Source organism: Serratia sp. root2, assembly GCF_031931805.1.
GTDB classification, from domain to species: domain Bacteria; phylum Pseudomonadota; class Gammaproteobacteria; order Enterobacterales; family Enterobacteriaceae; genus Serratia; species Serratia inhibens.
In genome coordinates this window covers 2,897,384-2,913,754 of sequence record NZ_JAUJXB010000001.1, presented here as the reverse complement: position 1 = coordinate 2,913,754, position 16,371 = coordinate 2,897,384, and the positions used below count along the sequence as shown (strand labels likewise).

The 16,371-nt window shown below is 60.0% G+C and carries 17 protein-coding genes; 7 read left to right on the top strand and 10 right to left on the bottom strand.

Going from position 1 to position 16,371, the window contains the following annotated elements:
* Positions 1-33: 33 nt before the first annotated feature.
* From QZQ97_RS13540 to QZQ97_RS13525, 4 genes are read right to left on the bottom strand one after another with little or no spacing between them, the layout of a single operon-like run.
* Positions 34-1,362 (bottom strand): lysine N(6)-hydroxylase/L-ornithine N(5)-oxygenase family protein, encoded by a 1,329-nt coding sequence (locus QZQ97_RS13540; RefSeq protein WP_311993822.1) that lies wholly within the window; start codon positions 1,360-1,362, stop codon positions 34-36.
* Positions 1,359-3,107, bottom strand: coding sequence for an aerobactin synthase IucC (gene iucC, locus QZQ97_RS13535; RefSeq protein WP_311993821.1), 1,749 nt, complete (start codon positions 3,105-3,107; stop codon positions 1,359-1,361). Before iucC ends, QZQ97_RS13540 begins: the two co-directional genes overlap by 4 nt.
* Positions 3,104-4,054 (bottom strand): GNAT family N-acetyltransferase, encoded by a 951-nt coding sequence (locus tag QZQ97_RS13530; RefSeq protein WP_311993820.1) that lies wholly within the window; start codon positions 4,052-4,054, stop codon positions 3,104-3,106. The genes iucC and QZQ97_RS13530 overlap by 4 nt, the downstream gene beginning before the upstream one ends.
* Positions 4,051-5,796 (bottom strand): IucA/IucC family protein, encoded by a 1,746-nt coding sequence (locus QZQ97_RS13525; RefSeq protein ID WP_311993819.1) that lies wholly within the window; start codon positions 5,794-5,796, stop codon positions 4,051-4,053. The genes QZQ97_RS13530 and QZQ97_RS13525 overlap by 4 nt, the downstream gene beginning before the upstream one ends.
* Before the next feature lie 137 nt (positions 5,797-5,933).
* Between QZQ97_RS13525 and QZQ97_RS13520 the strand changes: the two genes are divergently transcribed.
* The gene (locus QZQ97_RS13520; RefSeq protein WP_311993818.1) at positions 5,934-7,157 is read left to right on the top strand and encodes an MFS transporter; all 1,224 of its coding nucleotides are present in this window, start codon (positions 5,934-5,936) and stop codon (positions 7,155-7,157) included.
* A gap of 5 nt (positions 7,158-7,162) precedes the next feature.
* Positions 7,163-8,047 (top strand): siderophore-interacting protein, encoded by an 885-nt coding sequence (locus QZQ97_RS13515; protein WP_311993817.1) that lies wholly within the window; start codon positions 7,163-7,165, stop codon positions 8,045-8,047.
* 9 nt (positions 8,048-8,056) lie between these two features.
* Here QZQ97_RS13515 and QZQ97_RS13510 read toward each other — a convergent pair whose 3' ends face one another.
* The 6 genes from QZQ97_RS13510 to QZQ97_RS13485 form a co-directional block, all read right to left on the bottom strand.
* Positions 8,057-8,347: a type II toxin-antitoxin system RelE/ParE family toxin gene (locus QZQ97_RS13510; protein ID WP_311993816.1), complete on the bottom strand. Its 291-nt coding sequence runs from the start codon at positions 8,345-8,347 to the stop codon at positions 8,057-8,059.
* Positions 8,335-8,613 (bottom strand): CopG family ribbon-helix-helix protein, encoded by a 279-nt coding sequence (locus QZQ97_RS13505; protein WP_311993815.1) that lies wholly within the window; start codon positions 8,611-8,613, stop codon positions 8,335-8,337. The genes QZQ97_RS13510 and QZQ97_RS13505 overlap by 13 nt, the downstream gene beginning before the upstream one ends.
* 85 nt (positions 8,614-8,698) lie before the next feature.
* Positions 8,699-9,085, bottom strand: coding sequence for an oxalurate catabolism protein HpxZ (gene hpxZ, locus QZQ97_RS13500; RefSeq protein ID WP_006322396.1), 387 nt, complete (start codon positions 9,083-9,085; stop codon positions 8,699-8,701).
* Positions 9,086-9,088: 3 nt separating this feature from the next.
* Positions 9,089-10,489 (bottom strand): AtzE family amidohydrolase, encoded by a 1,401-nt coding sequence (locus tag QZQ97_RS13495; protein ID WP_311993814.1) that lies wholly within the window; start codon positions 10,487-10,489, stop codon positions 9,089-9,091.
* Positions 10,486-10,677, bottom strand: a complete 192-nt coding sequence (gene hpxX / locus QZQ97_RS13490; RefSeq protein WP_311993813.1) for an oxalurate catabolism protein HpxX — start codon at positions 10,675-10,677, stop codon at positions 10,486-10,488. Before hpxX ends, QZQ97_RS13495 begins: the two co-directional genes overlap by 4 nt.
* Before the next feature lie 25 nt (positions 10,678-10,702).
* A complete protein-coding gene (locus tag QZQ97_RS13485) occupies positions 10,703-12,289 on the bottom strand; it encodes a gamma-glutamyltransferase family protein (RefSeq protein ID WP_311993812.1) in 1,587 nt (528 codons plus the stop codon).
* Between the two features lie 144 nt (positions 12,290-12,433).
* On the opposite strand from QZQ97_RS13485, the gene QZQ97_RS13480 reads away from it, so the two are divergent.
* The 5 genes from QZQ97_RS13480 to QZQ97_RS13460 all read left to right on the top strand — a co-directional run bounded on the left by QZQ97_RS13480 (position 12,434) and on the right by QZQ97_RS13460 (position 16,342).
* Complete coding sequence (locus QZQ97_RS13480; protein WP_311993811.1) at positions 12,434-13,273, top strand: MurR/RpiR family transcriptional regulator; 840 nt, start codon at positions 12,434-12,436, stop codon at positions 13,271-13,273.
* Between the two features lie 219 nt (positions 13,274-13,492).
* Entirely contained in the window at positions 13,493-14,284 is a 792-nt protein-coding gene (locus tag QZQ97_RS13475) for a transporter substrate-binding domain-containing protein (protein WP_006322391.1), read from the top strand.
* 12 nt (positions 14,285-14,296) lie between these two features.
* On the top strand, positions 14,297-14,962 hold the full coding sequence (locus QZQ97_RS13470) for an amino acid ABC transporter permease (RefSeq protein WP_004949021.1): 666 nt from the start codon (positions 14,297-14,299) through the stop codon (positions 14,960-14,962).
* On the top strand, positions 14,962-15,618 hold the full coding sequence (locus QZQ97_RS13465; protein ID WP_311993810.1) for an amino acid ABC transporter permease: 657 nt from the start codon (positions 14,962-14,964) through the stop codon (positions 15,616-15,618). Before QZQ97_RS13470 ends, QZQ97_RS13465 begins: the two co-directional genes overlap by 1 nt.
* Positions 15,599-16,342, top strand: coding sequence for an amino acid ABC transporter ATP-binding protein (locus QZQ97_RS13460; protein ID WP_311993809.1), 744 nt, complete (start codon positions 15,599-15,601; stop codon positions 16,340-16,342). The genes QZQ97_RS13465 and QZQ97_RS13460 overlap by 20 nt, the downstream gene beginning before the upstream one ends.
* The last annotated feature ends 29 nt before the right edge of the window (positions 16,343-16,371 follow it).

The following is a 16,371-nucleotide window of genomic DNA, read 5'->3' as shown; positions in this document are numbered from 1 at the left end:
TATTTTTTCCAGTGTTCCCATGTTGGTGCGTAGTTAAAACTCGGTGTAATTGAGCATGACGTGTTCAGCGTGGGCCGGGGTGGCCGGTTGCTGGCTGCGCCATTGGATCACAGCCGGGGTGGACGTTAAATCGAACTGGTCGCGTCCTAAAGCCCGGTTGAGAATACGTGCCGACCGCCAGGCCATCAGGCTGAGCTGGGGTTCGGCGATGCCGTGGCTGTGCATGCCGGCGTTGACGGCAAACAGGCAGTTTTCCTGCGGGCCTTGCCACTCGAGGGTGAAATCGGGGGCAACGCGGTATTGGTCATCGGCCGTGGTCAGCAGGCGGTCCGCCAGCGGAGCGAGGAACGCCGGGCGATCCTGCTGATAACCGGTAGCGAAGATCACCACATCGGCATCGAACGTTTCTTTGCCCTGATCGAGGTGGTGATGGGTCACCAACCGATAGCCGTTACCCTGAGCGTGGATCGCGGCCAGAGAACGGCTTGGCAGCAGGTGCGCCCAGGGTTTTTCGCGCAGCACTTCAAACTGGTGATACATCGCGCGGTAGATGGCCAGCAGCGAGTCGCTGGTAATGCCGTCGGAGGTCATTTTCTGCTCGGTCAGCATGCGTTGCTTGGCGCTGTCGTTCAGGCCGTAGAAGCTGTCGACGTAGTCCGGTGTGAAGTACTCGTTGGCGAACGCCGCTTCATCCAGCGCATTGTAGTTATTGCGGCGCGAGATCCAGTTCAACTGCGCCGGTTGGCCCCACTCGGCACGGAAGATGTTCAGGAACAGATCGGCACCGCTCTGGCCGCCGCCGACGACAGTGACGCGTTTGCCGGTCAAATCCGGGTTGCGCAGGGTCATCTCGCTGGCGTGGAAGCAGCGGTCGTTTTGCTCGGTAACGCAGTCCGGCAGTTTGATGCGCTTGCCGATGCCCAGGCAGACATGGCGCGCCCGGTAGGTGGCGCGCTGGGTGGTGACGACAAACTGGCGCTGCCGGTCGTCAAAATCCACGCTCTGAATATCCTGGCTAAACTCGAGCGAACTCAGCCCGTTGGCGGCCCAGTCGAGGTAATCGGCGAACTCTTCGCGCGACACCGTACGCAGCTCGGTGGTCAGGAAACGGTAGAATTTCTTCCTTTTCACCAGATAGTTAAGAAAGCTGTACGGATTGGTGGGCGACACCGCGCTGACCAAATCTTTCAGGAAGCTGGTCTGCATATGGCAATCCGGCACCATCATGCCGGGGTGCCAGGAAAAGTGCGGTTTGCGCTCCAGGAATTTGCCGTTAAAGCCGGCAACTTCACTGCCGAGCGCGGCGATGCTGAGGTTGAAGGGGCCGATGCCGATGCCGATGAAATCCAGAGGCTGATTCATTGGGCAAACTCCTTGGTGACCAAATAAAGAGGGTTATCCAGATCTTGCAGATAGTTTGGCAACATGCGGCTGCCGCCATCCTGCTCCGAATAGGTGAGTTTCACCGGGTTGAGCACCACGCGAATAATTTGTGGTTTGAATAAATCAAAGAGGGCGAAGCGTTCTGCCATGTCCGGGTGCTGCGCCATGTAGCGCTCCAGCACTTGCGCCAGCAGTTGATAGAAACGAGATTCACTGACCCCGCAGGCCTGCATCAGCGGCGAGATAAAACGCAGCACGGTGACGAAATGCCCGGTTTGCAAATCATGGATCAGATAGTCGGCGGACAGGCGCACGGTAACGTCCTTCACCACCTTCGGCAGCGAGGCCGCTTCCGGGAAGTCCTTATCCACCAGGCGCATATCGCCCTGGAAGTCTTTCAACAGCACCCGTTGCGGCACATGGTCCTTCATTACCAGCGTGATATTTTGGCCGTGGGCGATCAGGGCTACGCCGTAACGGCACATCAGGTGGTACATCGGCAGTACCACCCGGCTAAACATCTGTTGCAGCCAGGCCTCGGCGCTCAGGCCGGAGCGAGCGATGTAGGCGCCGATCAGCGGCTGGCCGTGGTTATCTGTTTCCATCAGCGTCGCCATCAAAATGGCCTGCTCGCCGTCCTGCAGATAGCACGAAGGGTTTTCGCGCCAAATCACTCCCAGCATTTCCTGGTAGCGATAGGGCGCTTTGGCCAGAGCCGCGTAGGTTTGGTGCGTCATATAGCCTGCGGCAGGTTCGCCGAGGATCTCGGCACCGCTGGCGCGCAGCGTGCTGTCTTCGGCAAACACCTGTTGCAGCCAGCGGGAGGCGGCCGGCCCGGCGCTGATGTACTTGCCCGGAATGCCGCGGTAACACGAGGTGTTGTAAATGGTCAGCGGCAGTTTGATGTCGAACGCTGAACGGCGGCTGACGTTGGTCAGGGTGCGCAATGATTGCTGCGCCAGATAGCTGTCGCCAAACTCGCCCAGCTCGACCAGTTCCCCTTCGGCTAGTTGCGGCAGGAAGTGCAACGCGATCTTTTGCTGCCACTGCCACGGGTGCAACGGCACCGGGATCCAGTCATCGTTCAGCTTCAGTTCACGCCAGCGGCGATCAAAGCGCTGGCGTTCATCGCCTGTCATGGCGCTGTTGAGCAGGTTTTCCAGCGGGTAGTTATCGTCGGCACACCAGACAAAGCTGCCCCGTTTGGCCGCGACCCAGTGCAGCCGGAAGCGGCCTTGATATTCGGGCGCATATTGCTGCAGCGCGGTCAGACCCCAGCCGCGACGGCCTTTGTTGAAGATAAACTTGGGATGACCGGCCAGCAGGCATTGCAGCGCGTCGGCGTCGAGCGCAATCAGATCCTGCGCGCTCATGCCGTGACGGGCCGACAGCAATTGCATATCACCGCGCAGCGTGGCGTACAGATCTTCCAGATGTTCGGCGATCTGCGCGTCGTCCATCTTCAGCACCTGCGCCAGCTGGCGCAGCGTTTGGTCGGCCGCCAACGGCTGGCGATCGCAGGCCAGGCTTGCGGCGTCGATGTGTAACCAGCCCCAGATGCCGCGCTCGGCGCTGAAAGTATAATTGGCGTCGCCCAGTGCGATGCGCCATTGGCCGTCATGTTGTTCGGCGCATAGCGTGCGTTCGTATTCCAGCTCGGCCAGGATCTTGGCGATCATCTGGCGGTTAACCCGTTGCCAGTTGGCGTAATCAGCGGTGATCATAAGCAAATCCCCCGGAAGAATTCATCGCGCTGATTCATGATCAGACGCGAACGCTTGTGCGGAAAATCGAACTCTTTCACGGTGTGGTAACCGGCAGCCGGCAGGTGGCGGAACAGGCGCTGGTTGTCGGCGCGCGGCTCGGCAACCACCCGCGTGGTGCGTGGTTCATCCAGATACAGGTAATGAGTCAGGCCGCGCAACCAACTGCGGATATATTGCGCGCCACGGCGATCTTCTTCGCCGACCAGCATGTGCAGCCCGCGATCGAACGGCTGCCAGCGGTAGTGGCGGCCAATGCGGTCTTCAGGCGCCCAATAGACTTCGAAATAACCGAACGGGCGATCGTCGAAACACCCCAGCAATGGATAGCAGTAACTGGAATCCAGCTGGCGTTGCAGGTAGGCAGCCTGTGTCTCGAGCGGGCCGCTCATTTCCCAGAAGGCATCGACGCGCGGCGAATTCATCCAACGGGTGAATTGCCCGGCATCGCGTTCTACTTCCGGCAGCCGGAAACTCAGGGTCTGCTTAAGCTGCGGATCATAACGGCGATAGACCTCGCCAGTGGGCCGCATCGGGCGTTGCGGGTACCACAGGCTGCGTTCGGCGTCATACTGCATCTGGGCGGAGACGCGGTTGCGTTCTGCGCCCAGCCACAGCGGTAACTGATAAAATGTCTCGCGAGCCAGATAGTCGCCGCTTGCCAGTGCGAACAGCGCCTGAGCCTGCGGCTCTTCGCGCCATTGTGCATAGGGCAGCGTGATACCGCTCAACTGCGGTGCGGCTATCAGCAACTGGTCCAACGCCTGCACCAGCCAACCTTGCGGCAGTGAACCGGGATAGTGCAGCACCGCGCTGCCGTCCAGGCCCAGCCCGAGTTGCAGCTCCTTTTCCAACCGTTCACAGCGAAAGCCGCTGCCGGCATGCATCAGTTTGGCGTGCGGCATCATTGGGCGGCTCCCTGGCGCAGCGGATTGACGAAATCAAAGTAAATCACCGCCGGATCGACGATGGTGTTTTCGTTGTGGTCGTGCAGGTAACAGAAGAAGTTGCCTTTGCAGTTCCAGTGGCTGCTGTCGAGCACGTAGTCCAGGCACAGGGTATTTTTGGCCGTGTCGCGCAGGCCGCTCAGCGCGTCGCGTACCCGAGCCATCAGGCTTTCTTCCGTGTCGAAACCGGCGGCAGCCAGCGCGGCGGTTACCGCCAGACTGGAGTTCACCAGCAGGTAGTAAGGGAAATAGCGCAGCAACTGCTGTTCGCTGAAGCGGTTTTCCGCGTCGGCTTCGCCAATCTCTTCCAGCCACGGCGTGGCATCGCGGGTAAAGCCACTGCCTTGGCAGTCGCGGTACAGCATGCCGATCGGCAGATCCTGCTGCATCTCCACCAGAATGTTTTGCTGGTGGGCAAGCAGCACCAGCCCGTAATCGGCTTCCGTGCTGAACAGCGGCAGCAACACCTGTTGGCAGTAAGCGTCCAACCAGGCATGGGCGGCTTGTTGCAGCGGCAGATTCAGGCGGGCGGCCAGACGGCGTACTGCGGCGGCCAGCAGGCTGTCACCGCCATCCGGTGCCGCCTGCGTCAGCGTCACCAACACGTTGGTTTGGCTATGCGGTTGCTCGAACAACAGGTTATCGCGCAGTGCCATCAGGCTTTCTTCCTGAACGGCGCCGTCCGCCGAGCGCAGGCCGGCCCAGCCGTCTTCCTGCATCACGCGGAAGGTCGGATAACGCGCCTGCAGTTCTTGCCAGCGCGGCGTTTGCGCCAGCCGGGCCAGGCGGATACCGCGTTTTACTTCTTTAACCGACAGGGTGCGTACCGAATTGGTCAGGCGCACGCTGAGGGAGAATTTGATCATGTCGCGGTTACTGGCGCTGTACAGCGAGCGCGAGGAGCTGGTTGGCAGCCAGCGCTCGCCGGCTTCGCCCAGGTCGCTCAGCAATCCCTGCGCCGCCAGATCCTGGCACCATGTCTGCGTCAGCAGATGATCGGCCTGCCACGGATGCATCGGCAGCAGCCAGACGTCATCGGTAAAGTGCGCCAACAGCTGCGGCGCGCTTTCGGCGGCAAAACGTTGCAGGCGTTGTTGCAGCGTCAGGTTCAGGCTGTCGCCGCACAGGTAGCGCTTATCGACGGCAAACCAGCGCAGCGGGAAGCTGGCGGCAAAGTCCGGCAGATAGCGACGCGCTTGCTGCTCGTTGAAGGGTTCATGGGATTTCGGCGCCGGGTGGAAGGCGTGGCCGACCAGCAGACCCTGCTCCGCCTGGGCAAAGTTCAGCGGTTTGTCGCGCAGTGAAGGCCAGTCCAGCCGGACATCGATGGCCTGGCGGGTATTATCATGACTTTCCAGCACGCGCTGGCGAAAACGCGCCACGACTTCATCGGACAGCTCACCTTTTATCGCCGGTTTCTCCAGCAGCAGGGTGACCAGTTGCTCCATGCTCAGCGCCACGCCAGCCCCATCGTCCTGCCGATGCAGATGAGCTGGGAAAAGATACTGATGATGTTGCGTGGGCGAGGTATGGCGTAAGGCAATACGAATAGCCTGGGTAGATGAAAGCGGAATATTGAGCTGCGGATACTGTTGGTGGCTGGCGGCTGGAACGATTTGCCAGTCCCGGGTTTCACGCATCAGTGCGTTGAGAAAACATTGGGCAGCCACGTCGGTCGCCGCGGTTTCAAACTGGAGAGTCATGATCCGATTTTCGCTAAGAATCAATTGAGAATGATTCTTATATCAATAATATTTATTGTTATCAATCGTCCTATGATACAATTTTTCAATGATTTTTTCATAACCATATAATTTCATTAACGGTAACCTTACTTTTGATGAGTATTTCACCTTCCGCTAAATCACCCGCAGCTGGGAATACGTCTCCTTCAAACTGGCCATTGGCGCTGTGTGCCGGTCTGTTGGGCATCGGGCAAAATGGCCTGCTGGTGGCGTTACCGGTGTTGGTCAGCATGACCCACTTGTCGCTTTCCGTTTGGGCCGGGTTATTGACGCTCGGCTCAATGCTGTTTCTGGTCGGCTCCCCCTGGTGGGGGCGACAGTCTGAAATTCGCGGCTGCAAGTTTGTCGTGACGATGGCGCTTGCCGGTTATTTGTTCAGCTTTGCTTTACTGGCGTTGGCCGTTTGGGGGCTGGCGGCCGGCTGGCTTTCACCGATGGTGGGGTTGGGCGGCCTGATCGTGGCGCGCGTTATCTATGGGCTGACGGTATCCGGCATGGTGCCCGCCAGCCAAACCTGGGCATTGCAACGCGCCGGCTACGAACAGCGCATGTCGGCGCTGGCGACCATCAGCTCCGGGCTGAGCTGCGGGCGGTTGCTGGGCCCGCTGTGCGCCGCGCTGGCATTGTCTCTTCATCCGATGGCACCGCTGTGGCTGATGGCCATCGCGCCATTCATCGCTTTACTGGTGGTGTGCCGCCAGCAGAACGATCCGCCGTTACCGCCGGTGGCGCAGCAACAAAATCGCCTGCGTCTCACTATGGTGCCTTATCTGCTTTGCGCGCTGTTGCTGGCGGCATCGGTCAGTCTGATGCAGCTCGGCCTGGCGCCGCATCTGACCCCTTTGTTCAACCACTCTGCCACCACCGTCAGTCACCATGTAGCCGTGTTGCTCAGCGTAGCGGCGGCTTGTACGCTGTTGGCGCAGTTCCTGGTAGTGCGTCCGCAGCGATTCAGCGCACCGCAATTGCTGTTGATTGCGGCGGTATTGATGGTGGCGGGATTCGGTTTGATGTGCACCCAACCGCTGGCGCTGTTCTATCTCGGCTGCGCGCTGGCTTCCTTCGGGGCGGCAATGGCGACGCCAGGCTATCAGTTGATGCTGAACGATAAATTATCCACCGGCAAAGGCGCCGGGGCTATCGCCACCAGCCATACGCTGGGTTACGGTCTGAGCGCGTTGATGGTGCCGGTGGTGGCAAGGTTTTATGGCGAGTCACAGCTGATTGCAGCGGCTCTGATGATGGCCGTCCTGCTGGGCGGTCTCAGCGGCTGGCTATGGTGCCGGCAGCGTATCCAGCTACATTCTGCGGGAGAGTAACAGATATGTCCGGCGCATCAAGTTACCGAATTTTTGATATCACACTGAAAGTAAAAGAAAACGTATCGCCTTCCTTGCTGCGCTGCGTTTTCGAAGGCCCGGATGTCCACCGCATGAAACTGGAGGCGCCGGATCAGCGCATCAAACTGCTGTTTCCGGCCGATGATGGCCAGATCCCAAGGCTGGAAAACAGCGACGACTGGTATCGTCGCTATATGGCGATCCCGAAAGAGCAGCGCCCGATAATGCGAACCTACACGCTGCGGGCACTGCGCACTGAACACAATCAGATGGACGTCGAGTTTGTGCTGCATGGCGTGAATGGCCCGGCCTCCGCCTGGGCGACGCATGCCAAGCCGGGGGATGCCCTGCAGGCGGTAGCCCCCAATGCGGATTTTGACGGCGACAGCGGTGGTTACGAGTGGGCGCCGCCGGCGCATCTGCGGCAGGCGTTGTTGATTGCCGATGAAACGGCGGTGCCGGCGGCGATGGGCATTCTGGAACAACTGGCACAGCAGGCCAACCCTCCGCAGGTGCAGGCGTTCTTTGAGGTGCCTCTGGCGAGCGATTGCCTGAATATGGACCGTTTCCCGTTCGCCGAGGTGTATTGGTTGCCGCGTGACGTCGGGCACCAGCAGATGCACGGCACGCTGTTGGTGGAGTCGGTGCGTCAGCGGGTGACCATTCCTGAATCGGCGCGCGTGCAAGCGCAGTCGTTGACGGAAAACAGCCTGGGCGGCGAACTGCTCTGGGAGCGCGCAGAGGGCGCGGAGGGTTTCTATGCCTGGGTGGCGGCGGAGTCTTCTGCGGTGAAGGCGCTGCGTCGTTACCTGATCGGCGAGCGAGATCTGGACCGCTCCACCGTTAACTTTATGGCTTACTGGTGTTGAGTCGCGGCATCAATACCCGGTTTCACTTTGGTGGCGAATAGCCAAAATAACGGCGGTTACACCGTTAAACCGATACCGAACAAGATAACCGCTATTGCCGAAATCGACAGGCCACTCCCTGAATTCAGGTGCCATATCTTTAGCGGGGCGGCCAATATTGGGTTGGTGCGCTATTATTTTGATGCTGTTACGAATAGTGGCGACAGCGCGCTTTGCCGAATTGAGATCCTTCTCAGCCAGAAATCGATAAAGCCGCTGTACATCCAGCAGCGCCGCTGGTGTCCATATCAGTTGTGGCACCCGGGTATCTCCGTATCATCACCTTTTTCCAGATCGGAGAGCCAGCCGTCGGCCTCGTCCTGAGTCAAATGTTTACCATTGGCCTGATAGGTTTCCCATGCCTGCAATGCATCGTTGCGAACAGCCTCGCGTTTTTCTTCACGCTCGACATATTCACGAATAGCTTCACGCATTATCCAGTGTGCGCTGCGCTGGTGGGTAGCGGCAATGTGTTGCACCCGTTGCTTAAGCTCATCATCAATTTTTATCGACGTAGCAGTAGCCATAAGTAGCCTCAGTGAGTTAAAGGTAATACCTTTAACTACTATACGGCTCATGGCACCAGGCTGTCCAATTTTTGCGCATAGTGACTTATTCCGCCATCAAACTCACATGCGCGGCCACGATGCGCCAGCCGCAGGCCAGCTTGGCCCAGGTTTGCATCTGGCGGCCGACGCGTTCGCTGCCCGGGCGGCGAAACTCAGTGCTGGCAACCGCCATATCATCACCGTAGGTGGTAATGACGGTGTTCTCCAGGAGGCGATCCAACCCTTGCGACGGCCGTTGCCGGCGGAAATCGCGGATCTGATCGATGCCGTACAGGTTTTCCGTCGCGCCGTAGCGAACGGTACGCCCGTCGTGCCAGAACAACTCATCCAACACGTCAATGTCATTGCCGATCAGCGCCTGTTCATAGCGATAAAACGCGGCGTTCACCTCCGCCAGCACCGCCGGCCGGTCGATATATTCACTTTTCATCCGTTAATCCTGTTTTGCCGGTAAGGAACAGTTCGCCACGCCGCGTTGCTCGAGCGCATAGGCGGCACGCAATGCCAGATCTTCACGCCACGGCGGGGCGATAAGTTGCAGGCCGATGGGCAACCCCGAGGCGGTTTTCAGCGGCACCGTCACCACCGGCAGGCCGAGGAACGAAATCGGCTGCGTCAACATGCCCATGCTGGCGCGGATCGGCAGATCGGCGCCGTTGATGCGCATCGTTTCCTGGCCAAGGCTGGTGGCGCTGCACGGCGTTGCCGGGGCGATGAGAATATCCCAGTGTTCAAACAGCGGCAGCACTTGCTGTTGGAAATGGGCGCGGAAGCGCTGTGCCTGCACATACCAGGCCGCAGGCAGCATGGCGCCTGCCAACAGTCGCTCACGCGACAGCGGCTCAAAGCGTTCCGGCTGGCTGCGCAACTGCGGCAGATAGTGGTTGCCCCCCTCGGCGGCGCTGATAATAAACGCCGCCGAACGCGCCAGTTCAACCTGCGGCAGCTCAACTTCGGCACAGGCCTCCAGCGCCATCGCGACCTGTTGCACGGCGGCTTTAGCCTCGTCATTGCACCACTGTTGGAAATAGCCTGCGAGCACCGCGCAACGCAATCCCTGCTGGCCGCGTGGCAGCAGCGATTCGGTTTGCGTAATCGGTTTTTCCGCCTGAAAGCGGTCTTCGATATCGGTGCCCTGCATCACGTCGTACACTGCCGCCAGATCCCGCACCCGGCGGGCGAAAGGCCCCACATGATCCAGGCTGGCGACAAAGGGTTGGCTGCCGCTGCGCGACAGGCGGCCGAAGGTCGGTTTCAGCCCGTAAATGCCGCACAGCGACGAGGGCACGCGGATCGAGCCGTTGGTGTCGCTGCCGAGCGAGAAGGTCACCAGCCCGGCGGCGACCGCGGCCGCCGAGCCGCCGGACGATCCGCCGGCAATACGCGTGGTGTCGTGCGGATTGCGGGTTGCGCCGTAGTGGCTATTTTCGGTGGTAAAGCCGTAGGCGTAGGCATCCATGTTCAGCATGCCGGAGAGCAGCGCGCCTTGCTCTGCCAGCTTGCCCACTGCCCAGGCGTCTTGTTTGGCGGGCGCGCGGTCGCTGAACAGACTGGCACCGGCCAGGGTGGTTTCGCCGGTGACGTCGAACAGGTTTTTCACCGCGTAGGGGATGGCCGCCAGGCTCGGCAACGCTTGCCCCTTGGCACGGGCGCGATCGAGATGATCGGCTTCACTCAGCATCCGCTCGCGGGTGATGTGGGTATAGGCGTTCAGTGAAGGGTTGAGCGTGTCGATATTCTCCAGCGTTTGCTGGGCTATCTCACGTGCGGAAATCGCCCCCTGTTTAAGGGCGGCGCGGATTTCGGCGATCGATAGTGCGCTTAACGGATTCATGCGCGATACACCCCGGCAATCTCCAGGCGTTGATCGAGCGGGAAGGCCATCAGCGGTTCCGCCATCGCGGCGATGCGGTTGAACTGAGTCAGCAGTTCCTGACGGCGCGCGTCATCCATTTCCAGGGCCAATATCGTCTCCATCTGGCTGATATAGGCCGCCCAGTCGGTGGCAGGCAGGTTGTTCATAGATATTCCCCGTTTAACATGGTGACTAAAAGCCGGCGGCGCTGCCGTTGCTGCGCGGGTCAAAAGCGCCTTCCAGCATGCCGTTGGTATGACGAACGATGGCGCCGGCATGGCCGACCGCCTCGCTGAAATCGGGCAGCAACTCCACCTCATGGCCGCGCCGGCGCAGATATTCCACGGTTTCTGCGCTGAAACGGCCCTCCAGCTTCAGAGAGTCCGAGCTTTCGCCCCAGGTGCGGCCGAGCAGCCAGCGCGGTGCGCTGATGGCCTGTTGCAGCGGCAGCCCTTGCACTACATGGCGGACAAATACCGCTGCCTGGGTTTGCGGCTGGCCGTCACCGCCCATTGATCCATAGACCAGGGTACGCCCGTCATACAGGCGTGCGGCGGCCGGGTTAAGGGTGTGGAACGGCTGTTTGCCTGGCGCCAGCGCCAGCAGGTGGGCGGCATCCAGGCTGAATGACGCGCCGCGGTTTTGCCACAGCACGCCGCTGTGCGGCAGAACGACGCCGCTGCCGAATTCGTGATAAATGCTCTGAATAAAGGACACCGCCAGACCGCTGCTGTCCATCACCCCCATCCAAACGGTGTCGCCCGGGCCTTTGCCTTTCCCCCAGGCGGCGGCCTGGTGGGGATCGATGCGTTTGGCCAACGCATTCAAATGCTCGGCTTCCAGCAGCGCCTGCGGATCCTGCGTCATATGGCGGGGATCGGTGATGAATTGATCGCGCAGGCCGAAAGCCAGCTTGGTGGCCTCCACAATACCGTGCACTACGGCGCCTTCGCTTTGGCCGGCGAGCGGCAGCCGATCGGTCAGCCCGAGGATAGCCAGCGATACCAGGCCCTGAGTGGGCGGGGTCAGGTTGAAGACTTCACCTTTCTGATGCTCCAGCCGCAGCGGCGTGCGGCGGCGCGGCCGGTAATCCGCCAGATCCTGCGCGGTGAGCGGCATGCCCAGTCTGGCCATATCCGCCGCCATGCTGTGCGCCAGCGGGCCGCGATAGAAGCTGTCCAACCCGTCTTCGGCCAACGCGATCAGGGTATCCGCCAGTTGCGGCTGGCAGAAACGTTGGCCGGCATGAGGGATCTCCCCGTGCGGCAGGTAAGTGCGGGCAAAATGTTCCAGCTCCGCCAGTTCATGATACTTGCTGCGGGTGGCGGCTTCCTGCGAGGCGGTGACCGGAATGCCGTCCGCCGCATAGCGAATGGCGTCGGCCAACAGGCGTGGTCGTGGTAACTGTGTTCCGCCCAATTCGGCGGAGTAATCCAGCGCGGCCTGCCAGCCGCCGACGGTGCCGGCTACGGTCAGCGCCGCTTTCGGCCCACGGTGCGGAATGTGGCTTTCACCGGCGTAGAAATCCAGCGTGGCCAGGGAACCGGCGGCACCGCTGGCGTCAATCGCGACCGGATCGCCCTGCGGCGGAACAATCAGCCAGAAACCGTCGCCGCCCAGGCCGTTCATGTGCGGGTAAACCACCGCGATAGTGGCAGCCGCTGCGACCATCGCCTCGATGGCGTTGCCGCCTTCGCGCAGGACCGCCAGCGCACTTTCGCTGGCGAGGTGATGCGGCGTGACCGCCATACCCAATGGCGCGGTGTTGCTGTTAATCATTTCTTGGCCCTTTTTTGAGGTCAGCATCTGATTCAATACAAGCAAGAGGCGTTCCATATTTTCCTCTGGGACAATAATTGCTTGCCAGCGGGTGGATTGGCCGTGCTATGTTCCGCTGAAACGAACGTTACAGCCGGAGTGGCGATGAAGCAGATTGATGAACGCCTGCGCAGTGAATACCCGCAGTTGACGCCGCAGGAACAGCGGGTGGCCGATTTTATCTTCGATCACTTCGATGATCTGATCAGCTACAACAGCGCCGAATTGGCACGCCTGAGCGGCGTTTCCAAGGCCACCGTCAGCCGTTTGTTCAAGCGGCTGGGCTACCAAAGCTACCGCACAATGCGCGACGAACTGCGCACCCTGCGCCAGAGTGGCATGCCGTTGACCGATAACCGCGATGCGGTGCAGGGCAACACCCTGCTGGCCCGCCACTACAAGCAGGAAATGGCCAATCTCACGCACTGGGTGAACCATATTGATGCAAACCAGTTCAACGCGGTGATCGCCGCGCTGGTCCAGGCGCGGCGGGTGGTGCTGATGGGGTTTCGCAACAGCTATCCGGTGGCGATGCATTTGCGCCAGCAGCTGATGCAGGTGCGTGAAAATGTATTGCTGATGCCACAGCCTGGGCAGACGCTGGCCGAAGAACTGGTCGATCTGAGTACGCAGGATGTGGCGGTAGTGGTGGCGTTTCGCCGTCGACCGCGCCAGTTGCGGGCAGTGTTGACGCAATTGCAGGTTCAGCAGGTGCCGACGCTGCTGGTGTGCGAACCGCAGGCGCAGGCGCTGATCCCGCTGGCGAACTGGCATCTGGCGGCGCCGCTCGACAGCGTTTCCGCTTTTGACAGCTACTCTGCCGCCATGAGCCTGGCTAACCTGCTCAGTAACGCTTTGCTGCATGAGACGCTGGCGCAAGGGCGGCAGCGCATTCATCAAATCGCCGACCTGTATAACGATTTGGACGAGCTGGAACAGCGCTGATCTCAGCGCTATTTTGGTGCTTTCGCACTTTGATGGTGCGCTTTTTTCCCCACTTTATGCCTTTCCTCCGCCGCTGCCGCGGCAGCGGAAATCCCCTCCTGATGCCTTAACTCACGGGCAATAAAGCAGAACGTTCCCCGCACGACCGATTGGCACATTAGTTGCAAAGTGATAATCAAAGAATCTTTTGTTTCATCACTTCACCATCGGGGATAATCTATGAACTTCAAGAAAATCGGGATAGCGACATTGGGTGCGGTTTTGCTGATGGCGCAGGCCGCCTCGGCGATGGCGGATCAATTACAGGAAATCCAGCAGCGCGGCGTGCTGCGGGTGGCGGTACCGCAGGACTTCCCGCCGTTTGGCTCGGTGGGCACCGATCTGCAGCCGCAGGGTTATGACATCGACATGGCGCATTATCTGGCCGACAAGATGAAACTTAAGTTGCAGTTGGTGCCGGTCACCAGCGCCAACCGCGTGCCTTATCTGCAAACCAACAAGGTGGATCTGGTGATCTCCAGCCTGGGCAAAAACCCGGAGCGCGAGAAGACCATTGCGTTTAGTCGCGCCTATGCGCCGTTCTTCCTCGGGGTCTTCGGGCCGAAAGAGGCGGCACTGGGCGATGCCGCGCAGCTGGACGGCAAAACCGTCGGCGTGACGCGCGGTGCGGTCGAAGACATGGTACTGAGCGATACCGCGCCGAAGGGCGCGCAGATCAAGCGCTATGAAGATAACAACACCACGCTGTCGGCCTATCTGTCCGGCCAGGTGCAATACATCGCCACCGGCAATCTGGTGGTGAGCGCGATCGCTCGGCAGAACCCGACCAAGGCGCCGGTCGCCAAGTTTATGCTGAAAGACTCGCCGTGCTTCGTTGGCCTGCGCCTGGGGGAACCGGCGTTGAAAGCGAAAGTGGATGAGCTGATTGAACAGGCGTTGAAGGACAACACCCTGAACGGTCTGTCGGAAAAATGGCTGAAAGCGCCGCTGCCTGCCAACCTTGGTGCATAACGGGAGCGCCTGATGACCTATCAGCTGAATTTTCCCGCTCTGTGGCCCTATATGCCCGAACTGCTGGCCGGTCTGCTGACCACCATCGAGTTGACGGCGTTGGCTACCCTGATGGGCGTCGCGTTGGGGATTTGCGGCGCGGCGATCCGCAGCGGCAAGGCTAACCTGCTTAGCCATATTTGGGGCATTTACGTCGAGGTAGTGCGCAATACGCCGTTTGTGGTGCAGCTGTTCTTCATTGTGTTCGGTCTGCCGAGCCTGGGCTGGAAACTGACCGCCGGGCAGGCGGCGCTGTTGGCGATGGTGATCAATCTGGGCGCCTACAGCACCGAAATCATTCGCGCCGGCATTCAGGTGACACCGAAAGGCCAGTGGGAGGCCGGGCGAGTGCTGGGGTTCAGCCGCAGCCAGACGTTTCTGCGCATTGTGCTGCCGCCGTCGTTGCAGCGGATTTATCCGGCGCTGGTCAGCCAGTGCATTATCGTCATGTTGGGGTCATCGGTGGTGTCGCAGGTGTCTTTCGAAGAGTTGACCTTCGCCGCCAACCTGATCCAGTCGCGCACTTTCCTCAGTTTTGAGGTGTATCTGGTGACGACGCTGTTTTATCTGCTGTTATCGGTATTGATGCGCCAGCTGTTGCTGGCCGCCGGACGGCGCTTTTTGGGGAGCCAGGGCTGATGCTGACTTTTACCGACTGGGACATTGTACGCAATCTGCTGCTGGCGGCGCGCTGGACGTTGCTGCTGTCGCTGACGGCGTTCTTCGGCGGCACTCTGGTGACGCTGCCGCTGTTATTGCTGCGCCTGAGCAAGCGCAAGTGGGCGATGCGTTTTGTCCGCTTCTATTCCGAACTGTTTCAGGGCACGCCGCTGCTGATGCAGCTGTTCCTGGCGTTCTTCGGCCTGGCGCTGTTCGGCATCGACGTCAGCCCCTGGACCGCAGCCGCGCTGGCGCTGACACTGTTTACCAGCGCGTTTCTGGTGGATATCTGGTCCGGCAGTATCGCCGCCCTGCCGAAAGGGCAGTGGGAAGCGTCGCGTTGCCTGGGGCTTGGTTTTGGCCAGACCCTGATGCGGGTGATTGTGCCGCAGGCGGTGCGTATCGCCATCGCGCCCACCGTCGGGTTCTCGGTGCAGGTGATCAAGGGCACCGCGCTGGCGTCGATCATCGGTTTTATCGAGCTGACCAAGGCCGGCACCATGCTGAACAACGTCACTTATCAGCCGTTTAAAGTGTTTGGCCTGGTCGCGCTGGGCTATTTCCTGATGTGTTATCCGCTGTCGCGTTACAGCCATTATCTGGAGAAGAAATTCCATGCCGCTCATCACAATTAATCAGGTTCAGAAATATTACGGCCAGAACCATGTGCTGAAGGGCGTGGATCTGGATATCGACATGGGCCAGGTGATTTCGATTATCGGCCGCAGCGGTTCCGGCAAGAGCACGCTGTTGCGTTGTATCAACGGGCTGGAAGGGTATCAGGAAGGCAGCATCAAATTGGGCGGGATGACCATTACCGACCGCGATTCGCAGGCGCGTGAAATCAGCCGCTCCATCGGCATGGTATTTCAGAACTTTAATTTGTTCCCGCACATGACCGCGCTGGAGAACGTGATGCTGGCGCCGCGTCGGGTGCTGAAAAAAAGCCCCGCCGAATGCCGCGAACTGGCGGAAGAGATGCTGAATAAGGTCGGGCTGGGCGAGCGAATGCACTATTCACCGGCTAACCTTTCCGGCGGCCAGCAGCAGCGCGTGGCGATTGCCCGGGCGCTGGCGATGAACCCGAAGGTGCTGCTATGCGACGAAATTACCTCGGCGCTGGATCCTGAGCTGGTGGGCGAGGTGCTTAAGGTGCTGGAGCAACTGGCCAAAGAGGGCATGACGCTGATTCTGGTGACCCATGAAATGAATTTTGCCCGCGAGGTCGGCGACCGGGTGGTGTTTATGCACCAGGGCAAGGTTTGGGAGCAGGGCGACAGCCGCACGCTGTTCGCTAATCCGCAAACGAATGAATTAAAACAGTTTATCGCTTCGGTTCGCGGGCTGACAGAGGCCTGACCGAGGCGAGGGGAATAATAACTTATTAA

Excerpts from the sequence above, each read along its gene's own strand:
- QZQ97_RS13460 (WP_311993809.1), top strand. The coding sequence starts at position 15,599 with ATGCCGCTCATCACAATTAATCAGGTTCAGAAATATTACGGCCAGAAC.
- hpxX (WP_311993813.1), bottom strand. The coding sequence starts at position 10,677 with ATGAACAACCTGCCTGCCACCGACTGGGCGGCCTATATCAGCCAGATG.
- QZQ97_RS13480 (WP_311993811.1), top strand. The coding sequence starts at position 12,434 with ATGAAGCAGATTGATGAACGCCTGCGCAGTGAATACCCGCAGTTGACG.
- QZQ97_RS13475 (WP_006322391.1), top strand. The coding sequence starts at position 13,493 with ATGAACTTCAAGAAAATCGGGATAGCGACATTGGGTGCGGTTTTGCTG.
- QZQ97_RS13465 (WP_311993810.1), top strand. The coding sequence starts at position 14,962 with ATGCTGACTTTTACCGACTGGGACATTGTACGCAATCTGCTGCTGGCG.
- QZQ97_RS13525 (WP_311993819.1), bottom strand. The coding sequence starts at position 5,796 with ATGACTCTCCAGTTTGAAACCGCGGCGACCGACGTGGCTGCCCAATGT.
- hpxZ (WP_006322396.1), bottom strand. The coding sequence starts at position 9,085 with ATGAAAAGTGAATATATCGACCGGCCGGCGGTGCTGGCGGAGGTGAAC.
- QZQ97_RS13520 (WP_311993818.1), top strand. The coding sequence starts at position 5,934 with ATGAGTATTTCACCTTCCGCTAAATCACCCGCAGCTGGGAATACGTCT.
- QZQ97_RS13485 (WP_311993812.1), bottom strand. The coding sequence starts at position 12,289 with ATGATTAACAGCAACACCGCGCCATTGGGTATGGCGGTCACGCCGCAT.
- QZQ97_RS13530 (WP_311993820.1), bottom strand. The coding sequence starts at position 4,054 with ATGATGCCGCACGCCAAACTGATGCATGCCGGCAGCGGCTTTCGCTGT.
- QZQ97_RS13495 (WP_311993814.1), bottom strand. The coding sequence starts at position 10,489 with ATGAATCCGTTAAGCGCACTATCGATCGCCGAAATCCGCGCCGCCCTT.
- QZQ97_RS13515 (WP_311993817.1), top strand. The coding sequence starts at position 7,163 with ATGTCCGGCGCATCAAGTTACCGAATTTTTGATATCACACTGAAAGTA.
- QZQ97_RS13505 (WP_311993815.1), bottom strand. The coding sequence starts at position 8,613 with ATGGCTACTGCTACGTCGATAAAAATTGATGATGAGCTTAAGCAACGG.
- QZQ97_RS13470 (WP_004949021.1), top strand. The coding sequence starts at position 14,297 with ATGACCTATCAGCTGAATTTTCCCGCTCTGTGGCCCTATATGCCCGAA.
- QZQ97_RS13540 (WP_311993822.1), bottom strand. The coding sequence starts at position 1,362 with ATGAATCAGCCTCTGGATTTCATCGGCATCGGCATCGGCCCCTTCAAC.
- iucC (WP_311993821.1), bottom strand. The coding sequence starts at position 3,107 with ATGATCACCGCTGATTACGCCAACTGGCAACGGGTTAACCGCCAGATG.